Source organism: Pseudomonas cichorii (assembly GCF_018343775.1).
Classification (GTDB): domain Bacteria; phylum Pseudomonadota; class Gammaproteobacteria; order Pseudomonadales; family Pseudomonadaceae; genus Aquipseudomonas; species Aquipseudomonas cichorii.
The window spans coordinates 1,222,903-1,238,680 of the sequence record NZ_CP074349.1 but is presented as its reverse complement, the minus strand read 5'-3'; the positions used below and the strand labels follow the sequence as shown (position 1 = coordinate 1,238,680).

The following is a 15,778-nucleotide window of genomic DNA, read 5'->3' as shown; positions in this document are numbered from 1 at the left end:
GGGATGTCACACATGACCACCGCTATAAAACAAAGTACCGAATCCGTTATCTCTCTCGCCCATCAGGAAGTCAGAACGTTTCGCTTTGATGTTCAGCAGTCAAACCTGCTGCATACGTTCTGCGAAGAATTGGCGGCTATTGGCGGGCCGCAGGCGGCGGGTGCCAGGGCCAAGGCTTCTGTCGCGGCCACCGAGTTGAAGTTCTCGATGTCGAAAGAGCAATCAGAACTTCTGCTTGCCTACTCCGATGGTCTTATCTCGCTGCTGATATTCGAAGGCCTGCAAAAGATCAGCAGTGACAGCCCACCCGATGAGTTGCCGGAGCTGGCAGCCCTGGAAGATCGGCACGACGTGCTGTGCATGGCCGCCCGCAACCAGATCCTGTTGAAGCTGGTGGATAACAGCTCCTTTGCCTATGACATGGACAACGAAGGAAAACTGGTTCGTCTGGTCGCCAACTTCAAAGGCGGTGGCCTGACCAAAATCACCGCCGAGCCGGAGGTCAAGGAGTTGAGCTCCCATTCGGGCCTGGCGCTCGGGCCTCATACCGAAGCCCCTTACTGGTGTGCCGTGAACGCCCAGGACGGGCATTCGCCCTCGCCGTCTTCGCTGATCCTTTCGGCCCTGTGGAACCCGAGCCTGGAACCGACCACCGTCATTCCACTCCCGCCTGTGCTGGACAAGATCGGCGTCACTCACTGCCTGGCGCTGACAACCGGCAGCTTCCAGTTCACCCGCAGCGACTCTTTTGTCAGCGGCAAAGGCGAAGACGGTCGCGGTGTGTCGATTCTGGAGTTCGACAATAAAGTCGGCTTCGCAGCCCGCTTCAACTCGTATCGTTTTTCAGTCAATGAAAACGCTTCGCCCTTTGTGAAAAAGGCTTACTCCGCGCTTTGCGAGGGCATTAAAGAAGCCACGCCTTGTGAATATGTACTGACCCAGGAATCGGCAATGGTCATCAATAACATTCGGGCCTTGCATTGTCGGGATGTCATCAAGGACAACCGACGAGTGTTGGTGCGGATATTTGGCATGTCCAAGTTCTCTGCCCCTCTGGTTATTTCAGAAGATCCGCTGTTGTTGCGTGGTTGATTGCGTTGCACCCGGTCTTGTCGGGTGTCTTGAACGGCCAGCCATGCAGATGGCTGGCCTGTATGGGTAATGAGGAAATGTAATGGCCTGGGATTTGATTGGCATGTTGGCGCTCGTGGCTTTTTGCGCCGGTTTTTTTGATGCGATTGCCGGAGGTGGCGGGCTGATCACTTTGCCGGCCCTGTTTCTGGCGGGCGTCGACCCTATCAGTGCAATTGCCACGAACAAGTTTCAGGCCGCTTCGGCCACCATTTCGGCAACGATCACTTTTGCCCGAAAAGGCATGATCGAATGGCGAGAAGGTCGCTTTCTGGTGCTCTGTGGATTTATCGGCGGGGCCAGTGGTGCATTGCTGGTCAGTTCTATCGACAAACGCTATCTGGAAGTCTGCGTGCCGGTGATGCTGATTCTGGTTGCGCTTTATTTTGCGTTCTCGCCAAAGATCGGCAATGAAGATCGCCGTAAACGAATCGGGATTCTGCTGTTCTCCTTTACCGTGGCACCTGCCCTGGGTTTTTACGACGGTATATTTGGCCCCGGTGTCGGTTCGTTCTTTATTGTCGGTTTCGTGTTGCTCTGCGGCCTGGGCATGATGCGGGCCATGAGTTTTACCAAACTGGCGAATGCGTCCTGCAACCTGGGTTCCTTGTCGGTCTTTATCACCAAAGGCGTGATTATCTGGCCGATAGCGATTGCCATGGCATTGGCGGCTTTTGCTGGCGCGCAATTGGGTGCGCGGGCCGCAGTGCGGGTCGGGCCACGGTTGATCAAACCCATGTTGGTGGTGGTGTGCTGCGCGCTGGCCATTAAACTCTTGAGCGTGGAAACCAACCCGTTGCGACTTGCCTTCATGCACACACTGGCTTCGTTATGATCAATCTGTCGGCGTTATCTCACAGCTCTCGAATTCGATCCCGGTTGCAGTTCGATGAAACGCCGACAGGTCCTGCGTGTTATTTTTCACAAGCCTTCGAGGGGTATGAACTTGAAGGCCGAATTCTCGCAGATGCCGCATCGCCAGATGCACTCCCACAGGTGCTGGCCATTCATGGAGCCCGCTCGGACTACAGCAAACTGAATGGCATTCTTTATCCTTTGCAGGCGTCGGGCGTTGCCAGTCTGAGTTTCAATCTTTCGGGGCATAACACGACAACCGATATCCAGCTGGCAGACACTTCCCTGGGTAATAACCTGCAAGAAGCCTTGCGGTTTGCCAGGTGCCTGGGCACAAGTTTCGACACAGTGATCGGCCACAGTCTGGGCGGAGCACTGGCCCTGAAAGTGGCTGAAGCCCACAAGGCCAGCGTCAGGAAGATCATACTGTTCTGCCCGGCCCTGTATTCGGATGTCGCTTATCAACAGCCATTTGGCGAGCCGTTCAAAAGCGCCATTTCAGTCCCGTATAGCTTTCTCGATTCGTCATCCCTTGAATTCCTGAATGAGTTCAAGGGAGAGCTGATGCTGGTAATCGGAGAGTTTGATGGCCTTGAATCTACGGCCTTCGACAAAGTAGCGGGCACATCAGCCGGAACAGTGACAATAGATCAAGGCACACCGCACGAGCGCATCATCAATAGCCCGATTCCTTATGAAGTGATCGAGGCCATCGAGAAACACCTGCGCCCTCACGCTTTCAAAAAGCATGTGCTGCCCGGATGCGACCATGCTGTTTCGGCCTGGTTTCGTAATAACCCGGAATATGCGCGGGATCTGGCGCAGGAGATTTCAGGTTTTCTGAATAACCAGTGCGTTCGACACCCGGCCCACTAACCGGACGGCGGCAGCCAGAAAGCGGATTCCGGACTGCCGCAGCACGCGGCCTCAATGTAGAGGGTCGATACGTGCAGCGAGACTCTGCCGATGGGTGCCTATCTCGCTCGCCACATCAGGTCCTTGATACACCATGGACGTTTCATAATTGGCCCCGCTGCCGCGATTTGCGCTGAACCAGTTGAATGACCCCATGCACAGTAACTGATCATCGGCCATGACGATTTTGCTATGCACCTTGCGCACGACATGGGATTCAATCTGCTGACCTCGCAATGATTGCAGGGCCTGCTTGAGCGCCTCACTCGGATTCGTTTCCCAGTGCGCACGAAGATTGAAATCCCGATCCGTATAGACCTTCACCTTGATGCCACGCGCCACGGCGTCAGTCATGGCTTGCCAGGCACCGATGTCATGGATGCGCTGCAAAATGATCCACGGTGAAACGATGTGCACTTCGCGTGTTGCAGTAGCCAGGGTCTTGAGCAGGAACTGATCGTGGGCCGGGGCATTGATCAGATGACTAAAGGTTGAGCGGGAAGTCTGCAGGTCCTTGCGCGGCTGATATTGAAATACCAGTTCGCTGGCAGGGTCGCGCAGCAGGTATTCAGCCAGAAGGCCTCGCGGCTTGGCCTCAGGCACCATGCCGAACAGGTCCATGTCGCCGAAGACCAGAAAACTGTCTTTGGCGCGAGATACTGCGACGTTCAGCATGCTTGAGCGACGGTCGATGAAACCGCCATTGGCGTGCTTGGAATACACCGCCGAAAAAATCACCACGGGGCGCGCCGCGCCCTGGAAGGAATGCACGGTGCCCACCGTCAGTTCGCCATCGCCCTTGCCGGTCTTTATACCGCAGGCATCGCATGCTTCGGCGATAGCCTGGGACTGAGCGCCAAAGGGGGTGATAACCCCGACGATCTTCCACAACGCCTGACCATAGCGCTCTTCAAGCTGCGAGCGATGGGCGACAAGCCATTGCGCGATGGTTTCAGCTTCCAGACGGTTCATCCGGCTACGGCCGTTCTGCTGCTGGCAAATACCATCCACATGCAGATAACCCAGTGCCGGTAATCCACCTTGAGGTTTTTCACCACGCCTGGGCACCAGCTTGCCCTGATAGCAGAGGGCGTTGCAGTAATCGACGATTGAGTCGTAGCAACGACGATGTTCGTAGAGGAACATCCCGCGGTCCATGTCGGGGTCGTAATGATAGCGGCTGGCATTCTGGGCAATCCGCATCACGCTGCCCGAGGCCGCACTGACGCCGGTGGCGCAGAGTGTTTCATAGGCGTGGTCCACGCCAACCCGTGGCAACAGCCCGGCGCTCATCAGGTTGCCGATATCCACCGAGTCGGGAATCGACCAGATAGGCTCGATTTGCAGGGTATCGCCAATGACCAGCGCTTTTTTGGCCAGGGCAAAGGAGGCCCCCGCCACTTCAGGCAGGACCTGACCGGCCTCGTCGACGATCAACAGGTCGATAAGCTCGTACATGTAGTCATCGTCGTAGCCACTGCCGTTATGTTTGCTGCCTTTCAGATAGTTGGGCAACATGAAGAAGGTCGACACCACACAGGGGGTCAGCTTCATCCAGCGATGCCAGCGTTTCTCCAGAGTTTTGCGGCCATTGGCTTTGGGGTTTTTCAGGATATCCGGCAAGGTCTGCTCAAGCTCAAGCAGCCATCGCCCTTCCCAATAATGGGTACTCAACAGAAAAATCGGGAAGCGTATGCGTGTGTCGGCCAGTGCATCGCACTCGCTGAGCGTCATGTCGTCGGTGACCGCATCGGCAGGCAGCTTCAGAGGCTGCAATGCTCTATGCCAGTTCGTCAGGCATTGCTGCCGTGCCAGCAGCAGGGCTTGAGCGCTGACGATTCTGGCTTCCTGCGTGGCGACCTGCTCTGCGACAGCCTTACGCCAGGCCACCACGGCATCACTGATTGCCGACACCTTGTTCAGCGATGACAACTGCTCCAGTTGCTCTTCACTGAGCAGAGGCTCTGAAGTCTGCGGATCGAGATGGCTGCGCTCGATATGCAGGCAAGCCCGCAGCCGACGTTTTTGCTGTACGGGCGTGATCCAGGCAAACAGCACGTACCACAGAGGCTCATCGGCCAGATACTGGCGCAATGAGGTTTCCAGGGCTTTGAATCGAGCGCTTTTGGCTTTGAGCGTCTGTACCGCCGTCCGCGCGCTCTCGATACCGGCATCGGGGTCGTCGCCCCATTCGGCTCGAAGTGCCTCACGAGCCTTGGCAAGCGCATCCCATGACTGCTCGATCACCCTCAGTTCGTTGGCGCGAGCCTCCAGTGCCTGATGCAACTGTTTGACGGCTACATCGACCGTGAGCGACGCAATGCCCGCAAAGGCCAACGCCGCGTTGCTCAACCATTCGCTTTGTGCTCGCGTCAGATAGGCCGAGGATTCGGTCTTGGTAAAGAAGCTCTGGCTCTGATACTTGCGTACTGTTTCAGGGTTGGCAGATGAACTTGCAAAATAGGCCCCGAAACTGTCGATATCCGGCAACCAGCGTCCGGCAAAAGGCCCCTCACCCTTGGCGAAATCCGAACCGAAGGCATCGAGAATATTGGTCACGGCCTGGTTATTGGTGGAGCTGGCCACAATCACCGGAGGTTCGGCCTGGGCAAGCGCCGCCTCGGCCCACAGTGATGCAACCACGGATAACAGCAGCGTTGTCTTGCCGGTTCCGGGCGGTCCGTTCACACCCAGAATATCGCCGTGGCGGGATGTCAGAAAATGCGCCAGCGCATCGCGTTGCTCATCGGCCAGCGCGTATTGATCGCTGGCATGCCCAAGACGCGCTGTAAAGCCTGCGCTTTTAGGCAGGCAGGGTTCGGGAACAAGAGTGACTTGACTGGCATAACGTTCAAAGAGCGCACTGCCAGGTTTCGTATCACGTATGTGATCGTACAGACGAACAATATGCTGGCTGGCCCCGGATATCTTTTCCTCCTTGAACAGACACCACTCATTCGAGCGCTCATAACCGTTGTCGCCTTGCAGCCAGCCAGGGCTGACCTCCTCTAGAAAGTGTTCACAGAACTGCAAGTAGGCAGCCCATTGCCGGGCATACTCATCGGCATCCGCCGCCTGGTCATCTTCCCGCGGCTCAAAGGCCGGTAATGTGTTGACTGCCAGAAAGGTATCCACATCGGCGACATCGCCCAGCGAGAAACTGCCCGACTCCAGGGGGTCGAGAATGTCACGTGGTATGACGGTGTTGGCGGTCGGGAAAAGTTGCCCGTGACGATTGACCCGCACATGCCCGATCAATGGTGTCACTATCGCATGCATGCCGCTGCGGACTTTGCCGTGCTCAAGTCGCGCTCTGAAAACCCAGGGCCGAATAGTGACCTCAATACTCTGGCATCGCTCAGGCTCATCCTTGAACAGGCATTCGACGGTTTCGCTCCCCAGATATCCTGACTGCAAGGCCTCGAACGGAAGGCGAATATGATCGGCCAGGCCATCAGATTTGAGACCACCGTTACCATTTTCGGCATCGACCAGAGAGTTGCGCCAGTATCTGGCGAAGTTGAGAGCGTTTTCGTTCATCGTCCTGATTCATCTTGATCCATGGGTGGGGCAGAACCTTAACAGACAAGCAAATGATGCCATATAGCCTGTAACCAGCATCCAGATACAAAACCCGCATCCCTGTTCCTGGCTGGTCTATCGTTGAACCTGATCGCCCCATGAAAGGGACGGCCGTTCAGAAAATGGAGAAGTCTATGAAGAAGCTAGTGATGGCGACATTCGCTGCAACTCTGTTGTTGGGCAGCTTCGCAAGCCCGGCCCTTGCTGAAAGCGAGCTGGAGAAAGGCGTACGGCACGACAATCGTGAAGTGGACAAGGGTGTCGAGCATGACGCCAAGGAAGCCGAAAAAGGCCTCAAGCACGATGATGAAGAGCGCCACAAAGCGGACAAGCATGTGGACAAGGAAGTGAAGAAAGACCTCTAGCCTGGAACGAATATCCGGAGTCTGGTCGTCAGCAGAACCTGCGACCAGACCCGTCCCCCGAATTACTCAGGCTTTTCCTCTTTGACCTTCTGTGCCACTTCGCCGGCCATGGATGTTGTCACCACGCCCCCCACACCTGGCACGACTCGCGTGACGGTTTCGTTGACGGAGGTGCTGATCGTGCGGGTGTATTCCTCAATCTGGATGCCGCCACGCATGTGGGCAGAAACCACTTGAGGCGTAAGAACCGTGCGGGTGATGGTGGAGCTGATGGTGCGGAACAGGTTGCCCAGAGCTGAAACGATGGAAATGACGGTCAGCGCCGCAAAGGGAATCGAGAGCCACATGATGCTCATCTTGAACAGCGCATTCTGGGTGGTCAGCCCGTTGAGGCCTCGGCAATAGATGATCGCAGCCACCAGATAAGCACAGGCAAGTACGGCAATGGCCAACGGGTCACGAATATCGAAGGCCAGTCGGGCAAGCAGCAGGCCGTAAATGACCACACTGGTGAGCACGTCCGGGATCAGGCTTTTAAGACCGTCCACGGCTTTGGATATGTTGTAGATCACAAAACCGATGACCACGATCCAGCCCAGAACCGGGATGACCGCCAGTGCCATGACCAGCACCGAGAGCAGCAGGCCACGAATGATGCCGTGGTGCAGGTTGTTCTTGATCAGGAAGTAGACAAAGTAGCTGCAGGAAAACAGCGCAATCAATGCGAATGAAACGCCAGCGGCCTCGGGTTGCAGAAAAAAGCTCAGGCAGCCCACGATGATCATGAAGGCCAGACACAGGTAACCACTTTGATTCATTGATGTTCGTCCATGATGGAAGCTCTGCGCATCCTGCGGGATTGGGCTGAGCGGTGACTGAAGTTACAGCGATATCGGCGTGAGATCAGTCATCTTTAAGAACAATCACTCACTTCAACGACTCTTCAAGAAACCCCACTAGCGCCTGCATCCTCGCATTGCGGTGTTTGCGTGACGGCACCAGCAACAGAATGGGTGCGCTCTCGAAGGACCAGTCGGCCAGTACCCGGACCAGAGCGCCGGCCTGGATAGCGTCGCTCACGTCCCACTCGGAGCGCAGAACCAGTCCTTGATCCTGCTCGGCCCAGCGGCGGGCAACACTGCCATCGTTGCAGAGCATGGCGGGTTCGATACGCACCGTATGCCGGGCCGTCTGTTTGCGCAGGTGCCAGAGCGTGACATCTTCCTCATTCTCGCGAATGCAGATACAGCGGTGGTTCGCCAGTTCGGCCGGGCTCTGGGGCACGCCATGGGTTTTCAGGTACTGCGGGCTGGCACACAGCCAACGCTCGTTTTGCACCAGCGTGCGGGCAACCCATGAGCTGTCATTGATGCTGCCGATATGGATCACGGCATCGCTGTCATGACGATCCGGCCAGGGTGTTTCGCGCAGATCCAGGTGCAGACGCAACCCCGGATGCAGCTTCGCAAAACGCGCCAGCAATGGCGCAATGCGTTGGCGACCGTAGCCGAAGGGCGCAGCGAGCCGCAGGGTGCCTGTCAGTTGGTCGTCAGGCTGCTTGAAAGACTCGGGCAGCGCTTCCAGACGCTCCAGCAATATCGCGCTTTCTCTGGCAAAACGCTCACCTTCTGCCGTGAGGCTCAAGCGCCGGGCATCCCGACTGGCCAGGCGGGCCCCCAGCAAAGCCTCCAGCTTGCGCAAGCGCATGGACAGCGCAGGCGGTGAAACATTGAGAGTTCTGGCGGCTGCGCTCAGGGATTCGGAGCGCGCCAGAGTCACGGCCAGGCGCAGGTCTTCGATGGTGATCATTCAATTTTACTTAATCATAAGTGACGTCTTATTTAACCATGGACTTACGATCAATCAGTAGAGTGAGAACCGTCAGCCTCCCTTCGAGAACCGATCATGCCCAACGCCCTCTCCAGCCTGGAAACACCTGCCGCGATCATTGATGTGGCCAGAATGCAGCGCAATATTCAGCGCATGCAGCAACGTATGGACAGCCTGGGCGTTCGTCTGCGACCTCATGTGAAAACCAGCAAATGCCTGCCGGTGATCGAGGCGCAGATAGCGGCGGGTGCCAGTGGTGTCACGGTGTCGACCCTGAAAGAAGCCGAGCACTGCTTTGCGGCCGGGATCACTGACATTCTCTATGCGGTCGCCATGGCTCCCGGCAAGTTACCTCAAGCGCTGGCGCTCAAACGTCAGGGCTGCGCACTGAGCATCATCACTGACAGCGTTGCCGGTGCCCGGGCAATCGTTGCTTTTGGCCAGGCGCAAGGTGAAGTGCTGGACGTCTGGATCGAGATCGACAGTGATGGCCATCGCTCGGGGATCCAGTATGACGACAGTGTGCTGATCGAAGTGGCGAAGGTGCTGCATGACGGCGGCATGCGGCTCGTCGGAGTCATGACTCATGCCGGTTCCAGCTATGAACTGAACACCGCCGAAGCCCTGCAACGGTTGGCCGAGCAAGAGCGTTATCAATGTGTCAGCGCCGCCGAGCGGATTCGGGCGGCAGGTCTGCCGTGCCCGCAAGTGAGTATCGGCTCGACGCCCACGGCGCTGTCGGCTGCCGATCTGCAAGGCGTCACCGAAGTGCGCGCCGGGGTGTATGTGTTCTTTGATCTGGTGATGCATAACGTCGGCGTGTGCCAGGCCGATGAGCTGGCCTTGAGCGTGCTGACCACGGTCATCGGCCATCAACTGGACAAGGGCTGGGTGATTACCGACTCGGGCTGGATGGCCATGAGCCGCGACCGTGGCACCCAGCGCCAACAACAGGATTTCGGCTATGGCCAAGTGTGCAGCGAAGACGGCCAATGGATCGACGGCACCCTGCTGCACAGCGCTAATCAGGAACACGGCATCGTGACTCTGCAAACACCCGCAAACGGCGACCTGACCGCCCTCTTCCCCATAGGCAGCCGCCTGCGCATTCTGCCAAACCACGCCTGTGCGACGGGTGCGCAATTTCCTCATTACCACGCCCTTGATGCCAATGGCGAAACGCACATCTGGAGTCGTCTGCATGGCTGGTAATCCGATCGACCTGATCCACACCCCGAATGCTGCGGCACCGGGCGGGCACTATTCACAGGCCGTGCGTCATCAAGGCTTGTTGTGGGTGTCCGGCCAGTTACCGGTACGCGCCGATGGCAGCCACAGTGTCGACGAGCCTTTCGAGGTCCAGGCCGCCATTGTCCTGAATAACCTGCTGGCGATTCTCGAAAAGGCTGACAGTGGTGCAGATGATCTTCTGAAGGTGACCGTCTATATCGTCGGCATCGAACACTGGCCCGCATTCGATCAGCTCTATGCCCGCTACCTGGGCCAACATCGCCCGGCACGCGCGGTGGTGCCCGTGCCGGTTTTGCATCATGGGTATCTGATTGAAATCGAGGCGGTTGCGCGGTGTGGAAGCTGACTTCAACGCAAAAACCCGGCCCACGCCGACACCAGCAATAGCACCGCCATGCCACGGTTCAACCGCTGCATGGCCTGCCCGGACTTGAGCAGCCGCGCCGATCCAAGGCCCAGCAATGCCCAGCAACTCATACAGGGCAGCGATACCAGAAAGAACACCAGCGCCAGATCGACCACCGTGCCCTGGCTGAAGACACTGACGACTGCCAGCGCCATCATCCATGTTTTGGGGTTGACCACTTGCAGGCCTGCCGCGCCGATAAAACCGAGCCGTTGCTGTTTGTCGTCCTGCTCGATGGTGCTGGCGCTGTTGAAAATCTTCCATGCCAGCCAGGTCAGCCAGAGCACACCGATGGTTGCCATCACCTGATGGGCACCCGGTATCTGCACCAGAGAACGTCCCACACCAGTCCCGACCACCAGCACCAATGCCGCCGCGCCCATGCAGCCACCGAAAATGATCGGCAGGCTGGCGCGCAGGCCATAACGGGCGCTGTTGCTCAGGACCAGAATATTGGTCGGGCCTGGGGTAATCGAGGAAACAAAGGCAAACAACAGGAAGGACAACATGAGCACAACTCCAGAAGCGGGATGTGCTCATGCTCGCCCGGTATGCAGCCTTAGTCTGGAAGATCCGTGCAGCGGTTTCGATAGGCTGATGGCGTCATGCCGTTGGCACGCAGAAACCATCGGCCCAGGTGGCTCTGATCGGCAAAACCCAGGTCGCTGGCAACCTGGACGGGCAACGCTCCGGCAGCCAGCATCCTTCGGGCCTGGGCCAGACGCAGTTGCACAAGATAGGCATGGGGCGGCAAGCCAAATGCCGACTTGAAGGCACGACTCAAACGAAAACGATCCACACCACAGACCTGAGCCAGTTCATCAAGGCCAAGATCGCGTCGAAAGTTGGCATGCAGATAATCACGGGCGCGCAAGGCAACCTGCGGCAGACGCGGGTCCTGATTCTGCCGAAGCCGCCAGCGCAGATTGCCGGTCAGCCGCTCCAGCAATCCATCGAGCGCGCTTTGCCGGAACAAGCGTGTTTCCTGCCCATGCAGCGCGGCAAAGGCAAAAAGAGTGGCGTTGGTCAGTCGCAAGTCGCTTGCCAGGGTGCTGGCGAAACCGAGTTGATAGCCATCCGGCGCGTCTTCAAACAGCGAGGGCAACTCACGGGCCACCCAGTCCGGGTCGAGGTAAAGCATCCGGTACGTAAAACCGTCTGCGCTTGGCGCATCCCCATCATGAATCTCCCCCGGCTCCAGCATGAACACCTGCCCCGGCGTACAGGCATAACGCTGCCGCCGACAATGAAACTGCTGCACCCCTTGCTCCGTGACACCCACCAGATAACTGTCATGCCAATGCGGATCGTAGACATGAGCATTCCCCTGGAAATGGGCATGCAACGTCTCGATACCGGTGTCGCGGTCCTGAGCAAGATTGATCCAGTTGCTCTGAGTCATGGTGGGCTTACAGGGTTTGGGGTCGGGTTGAGTGTTATCGCGTATGGGAGACGGGAAGTCTAGAAGGTTTGTGCAGGGTGGCCTTCAAACATATGCAGGACCGGATTCATCCGGGAAAGCCGTATTCAAACACCTTTCGCGAATGAATTGGCTCTGTATGCGTTAAGGTCAGAGCACCGTGGGAGACAGCTTGCTGGCGACTGGTCGCGGTTTCCATCGATGCCTGCCTGAGTCGATTTTCTGAGCGGCCTGTGCGGCCGTGAAGTTTCTGGACCCTCTTTTTTTCACATTGGGTTCATCCTTTAAAAATCAATCACTTACAAAGCGTGATGAAAAAAGGGGTAAAACGGCCTCAAACGCATATTTTTCTTTGAATACGGAGAGTTATCGAGCAGAGTGTCTTCTTCACTGCCGTATAGGCAGTGAAGGACCCTTGTCGGCTTTGATGAACACCTTTGTCTTTCTGAGCTGCCTATACGGCAGTGAAGTTGCGCATTCAGCGCTCTATGGCTTCATCCTTTTTCTGAGCTGCCTATACGGCAGTGAAGTTGCGCATTCAGCGCTCTATGGCTTCATCCTTTTTCTGAGCTGCCTATACGGCAGTGAAGGCGTTCCAGTTGCTGGCCTTGGCATTCCGTCATTTCTGAGCTGCCTATACGGCAGTGAAGCACCAGCGCGGCCAGCGCCACGGCATGCTGTGTTTCTGAGCTGCCTATACGGCAGTGAAGATGCGTTCTGCTTGCTGTTTGGCTTCGACCTGTTTCTGAGCTGCCTATACGGCAGTGAAGTAGACACTCTCCTCGATAACCCTCCGTTTTCAAAGAAAAATATGCGCTTGCAGCCGTTTTACCCCTTTTTTTATCAAGTTTTGTAAGTCTTTGATTTTTAAAGGACGAACCTATGGTGAAAAAAAGAGGGTCAGAAAAGGGTTCATTCCTGTCTGCCGTGGCCAGATATTCATATGCTGCGACAGCGCCGTGCTTTTTGATAGGTCGTCGCCAACGACATGACCCAATAACGTGTCGCTAAAAAACGGAAATTGCGACATGACAGCCTGGAAAGCTCCATTTCCGGACATATTTTGTGTGAAAGCTGTCGCGGCCAAGGACCCTCCCACGGGGTTGGGTCTGCGGGATGAACCTTTCATCACATGAAATTCATTGTCTTCAGTGACGTCTCGCGGATAAATCCGCCCGTACTCACCCAGATATCTCAGCGGCAAACACTCCCACTCTCGACTACCCTCAAACCCATCATTTAAGCGGTTGATGCTCTAACCACCTTGACTGATGGGGGCAAGAATAATAATGAAAGACCCTTATGCCTTCGGGTTCTACAGTGCCTGTTTCGCGCTGATGGTGGTGGTTGCGGCGACTTATTACAGCGCGGCTTCCGGTACCCATCCTGTGCGGACGGCAGATGCTTACTTTGTCATTTATTCGGCCTCTTCTCTGATCGAGGCCCTGGCAGTCATAGGGATCGCGGGGGTCGCGTTCAAGGCTTATGGTTCGTGGAAGCAGGACGTGCGTCAGCACAAGGCACTTGGGGTTATCTGGGATGCCAGTGTGGCGTTCCGGGAGATCGAGATCGGGTTCAACGAATGGTTTTTCGGCCCCAATGCCGAGCTGAAGGCCGGTAATAATGTGCGTCAGATCGATTCGTTGCTCAGCGCCAGCCCGCTGGGTCTGGCGCTGAGGGCATTCAAAAAGCAGTGCATTCTGCTGGACAAGGTGGTGATCAAAAGCCACTGGCGCTGGCTGAACCATGCCGCCGAGCTTGAGATGCTGGCGCGGGCGCTGAGTGCCGAGGCGTTCGGGGCCGTGGGCAAAGGTAAGGTCACTCACACCATCGTGGACTTTCTCTATGTGCATGAGGGAGAGGCCTGGCAAAGAACCCAGGCCGATTGGGAAACCCTGATGACGACTATCGAAGAACAGCTCACAACTCTGGAAGAAACCTACACATAACGCCCAAGCCGATCAGATATCCAGCGTGATCTTGCCGAAGTGCTGGTTGGTTTCCTGATAGCGGAATGCTTCGACGATATCGGTCAGCGGGAACGAGCGATCCAGGACCGGGCGCATGCCGTTGGCATCGATTGCACGGATCATGTCCTGCTGCTGGGTTCGGCTGCCGACCAGTACGCCTTGCAGGCGCAGTTGCTTGAGCAGGGCCGGCACGACTGCCAGTTGCCCGGCCACGCCGGTCAGAATGCCGATCACCGAGATATGCCCGCCCACACGCGCCGCCTGCATGGACTGCTCAAGCGTCGAGGGGCCACCGACTTCGATGATGTGATCGACACCACGACCACCGGTCAGGGTACGGGCAGTTTCGCCCCAGGTGCTGTCCTTGCGGTAGTTGATCAGGTGATCGGCACCCAGCGCGCTCAGGCGCTCCAGTTTTTCGTCGCTGGAGGATGTGGCGATGACGGTGGCACCCGCCATTTTGGCGAATTGCAGGGCGAATATCGAAACACCACCGGTGCCTTGGACCAATACGGTGTCACCTGCCTTCAGGCCGCCATCGCTCATCAGCGCACGCCAGGCGGTCAGGCCCGCAGTGGTCAGGGTCGAGGCTTCTGCGTGGGTGTAGCCGACCGGTGCGAGGGTGAAGGAGGTTGCGCGGGCGGTGACTTGCTGACGGGCATAGCCATCGATGCCATCGCCTGGGACAGTCACGAAGCCTTCCACCAGCGGCTCGCCGCTGATCCAGTCCGGGAAGAAGGTGCTGACCACCGAATCCCCGACCTTGAACTCGCTGACGCCCTCACCCACCGCCGTGACCACACCGGCACCATCAGCCATCGGAATGCGTGACTCGCTGGGGCCCCACATGCCGCTGACCACCGCGAAGTCGTGGTAGTTGAGGGAGTTGGCGTGCAGGCGCACGGTGATTTCCCCGGCCTTGGGTGCCAGCACTTCACTGTCACCGACAATAACGCGCTCGTAACCGCCACCGGCCTGTACATAAATGGTTGTGTTGCTCATGATCGATCTCCTTTCCATTCAACGTCCTGTGAAATGACGAAATGCGTACCCGTAAGTTCAACGAACGGGCATGACGCGACTGCGGCTTCACGTCGCTCCAACCCATGGAGCACTCTGCCGCGTCCGATAAATCCAATCAAACCGCTGCGAGTACCCAGCCCCATGATGAATCTGAAATACAGCGTACCGGCCGCCCTTCTGCTGGGCCTGACAGGCATGGCTCAGGCACAGGAATCGTCCTCGCATCTGGACAAGGTGATTCAGGCCGGTGAGCTGTCAGTGTGTACCACTGGCGACTATAAGCCTTACACCTTCCTGCGCGAGGACGGTGAGTACGAAGGCATCGATATCACCATGGCACGCTCGCTGGCCAAGAGCCTGGGCGTCAAGGTCGAGTGGGTCCCGACCACCTGGAAAACCCTGATGCCGGACATGGTCGCCGGTAAATGCGACATCGGCATGGGCGGCATCTCCGTCACCCTGGAGCGCCAGAAGAAAGCCTTCTTCAGCAACACGCTGGATGTCGACGGCAAGATCCCGCTGGTCCGCTGCGAAGATCAGGCGCTGTACCAGACAATCGAGCAGATCAACCAGCCGTCCGTCCGCCTGATCGAACCCGCAGGTGGCACCAACGAAGCTTTCGCCCGCGCCTACCTGCCCAAGGCTCCGATTGCCTTCCACGACAACAAGACCATCTTCCAGGAGTTGCTGGACAAGAAGGCCGACGTGATGATCACCGATGCCTCCGAAGCGCTCTATCAGCAGAAGCGCATGCCGGGCCTGTGTGCGGTCAATCCGGCCCGTTACATGCAATACGGTGAAAAGGCCTATCTGCTGCCACGGGATGACGTGACCTGGAAAAGCTATGTCGACCAGTGGTTGCACTTGAGTAAAGCGACAGGCGCCTACCAGCAGGCGCTGAGTGAATGGCTGGCGGTACCGGGCCAATAAACTCCAGGCCATGGCTTTAGCTCAGGGGTTTCACGCCGATAAAAGATAACGCGCCTCCAGAGCGCGGCATCTCCAATCTGCGCAACAAGCTCCATCGAGG

Annotated in this window: 15 protein-coding genes; 9 read left to right on the top strand and 6 right to left on the bottom strand. The window is 57.2% G+C overall.

Features of this window, described 5'->3' with window-relative positions; genetic code table 11:
- Positions 1 to 12 precede the first annotated feature (12 nt).
- The 3 genes from KGD89_RS05540 (at position 13) to KGD89_RS05530 (ending at position 2,862) form a co-directional block, all read left to right on the top strand.
- Positions 13 to 1,092, top strand: a complete 1,080-nt coding sequence (locus KGD89_RS05540; RefSeq protein ID WP_025258816.1) for a hypothetical protein — start codon at positions 13 to 15, stop codon at positions 1,090 to 1,092.
- A gap of 82 nt (positions 1,093 to 1,174) precedes the next feature.
- On the top strand, positions 1,175 to 1,966 hold the full coding sequence (locus KGD89_RS05535; RefSeq protein ID WP_025258815.1) for a TSUP family transporter: 792 nt from the start codon (positions 1,175 to 1,177) through the stop codon (positions 1,964 to 1,966).
- Positions 1,967 to 2,010: 44 nt separating this feature from the next.
- Positions 2,011 to 2,862: an alpha/beta hydrolase gene (locus KGD89_RS05530; protein ID WP_236250095.1), complete on the top strand. Its 852-nt coding sequence runs from the start codon at positions 2,011 to 2,013 to the stop codon at positions 2,860 to 2,862.
- Positions 2,863 to 2,913: 51 nt separating this feature from the next.
- Here KGD89_RS05530 and KGD89_RS05525 read toward each other — a convergent pair whose 3' ends face one another.
- A complete protein-coding gene (locus KGD89_RS05525) occupies positions 2,914 to 6,441 on the bottom strand; it encodes an AAA domain-containing protein (RefSeq protein WP_074569092.1) in 3,528 nt (1,175 codons plus the stop codon).
- A 176-nt stretch (positions 6,442 to 6,617) separates the two neighbouring features.
- Between KGD89_RS05525 and KGD89_RS05520 the strand changes: the two genes are divergently transcribed.
- Positions 6,618 to 6,848, top strand: a complete 231-nt coding sequence (locus tag KGD89_RS05520) for a hypothetical protein (protein WP_025258813.1) — start codon at positions 6,618 to 6,620, stop codon at positions 6,846 to 6,848.
- 62 nt (positions 6,849 to 6,910) lie between these two features.
- On the opposite strand, the gene KGD89_RS05515 is transcribed toward KGD89_RS05520, so the two are convergent.
- Positions 6,911 to 7,666, bottom strand: coding sequence for a hypothetical protein (locus KGD89_RS05515; protein ID WP_025258812.1), 756 nt, complete (start codon positions 7,664 to 7,666; stop codon positions 6,911 to 6,913).
- A gap of 109 nt (positions 7,667 to 7,775) precedes the next feature.
- A complete protein-coding gene (locus KGD89_RS05510; RefSeq protein WP_025258811.1) occupies positions 7,776 to 8,657 on the bottom strand; it encodes a LysR family transcriptional regulator in 882 nt (293 codons plus the stop codon).
- Positions 8,658 to 8,753: 96 nt separating this feature from the next.
- On the opposite strand from KGD89_RS05510, the gene KGD89_RS05505 reads away from it, so the two are divergent.
- Positions 8,754 to 9,890: a DSD1 family PLP-dependent enzyme gene (locus KGD89_RS05505; RefSeq protein WP_025258810.1), complete on the top strand. Its 1,137-nt coding sequence runs from the start codon at positions 8,754 to 8,756 to the stop codon at positions 9,888 to 9,890.
- Positions 9,880 to 10,275 (top strand): RidA family protein, encoded by a 396-nt coding sequence (locus tag KGD89_RS05500; RefSeq protein ID WP_025258809.1) that lies wholly within the window; start codon positions 9,880 to 9,882, stop codon positions 10,273 to 10,275. The genes KGD89_RS05505 and KGD89_RS05500 overlap by 11 nt, the downstream gene beginning before the upstream one ends.
- Positions 10,276 to 10,277: 2 nt before the next feature.
- On the opposite strand, the gene KGD89_RS05495 is transcribed toward KGD89_RS05500, so the two are convergent.
- Positions 10,278 to 10,844, bottom strand: a complete 567-nt coding sequence (locus KGD89_RS05495; protein ID WP_025258808.1) for a LysE family translocator — start codon at positions 10,842 to 10,844, stop codon at positions 10,278 to 10,280.
- Between the two features lie 50 nt (positions 10,845 to 10,894).
- Entirely contained in the window at positions 10,895 to 11,737 is an 843-nt protein-coding gene (locus KGD89_RS05490; protein ID WP_025258807.1) for an AraC family transcriptional regulator, read from the bottom strand.
- Between the two features lie 445 nt (positions 11,738 to 12,182).
- Here KGD89_RS05490 and KGD89_RS05485 point away from each other — a divergent pair, with 445 nt between their 5' ends.
- Both KGD89_RS05485 and KGD89_RS05480 read left to right on the top strand, forming a co-directional pair.
- Complete coding sequence (locus KGD89_RS05485) at positions 12,183 to 12,611, top strand: hypothetical protein (protein WP_025258806.1); 429 nt, start codon at positions 12,183 to 12,185, stop codon at positions 12,609 to 12,611.
- Positions 12,612 to 13,044: 433 nt separating this feature from the next.
- Positions 13,045 to 13,704 (top strand): hypothetical protein, encoded by a 660-nt coding sequence (locus tag KGD89_RS05480; protein WP_025258805.1) that lies wholly within the window; start codon positions 13,045 to 13,047, stop codon positions 13,702 to 13,704.
- 12 nt (positions 13,705 to 13,716) lie between these two features.
- Here the strand turns inward: KGD89_RS05480 and KGD89_RS05475 are convergent, their stop codons facing one another.
- The gene (locus KGD89_RS05475; RefSeq protein ID WP_025258804.1) at positions 13,717 to 14,727 is read right to left on the bottom strand and encodes a zinc-dependent alcohol dehydrogenase family protein; all 1,011 of its coding nucleotides are present in this window, start codon (positions 14,725 to 14,727) and stop codon (positions 13,717 to 13,719) included.
- A gap of 162 nt (positions 14,728 to 14,889) precedes the next feature.
- On the opposite strand from KGD89_RS05475, the gene KGD89_RS05470 reads away from it, so the two are divergent.
- On the top strand, positions 14,890 to 15,678 hold the full coding sequence (locus tag KGD89_RS05470; RefSeq protein ID WP_025258803.1) for a transporter substrate-binding domain-containing protein: 789 nt from the start codon (positions 14,890 to 14,892) through the stop codon (positions 15,676 to 15,678).
- Positions 15,679 to 15,778: the final 100 nt, after the last annotated feature.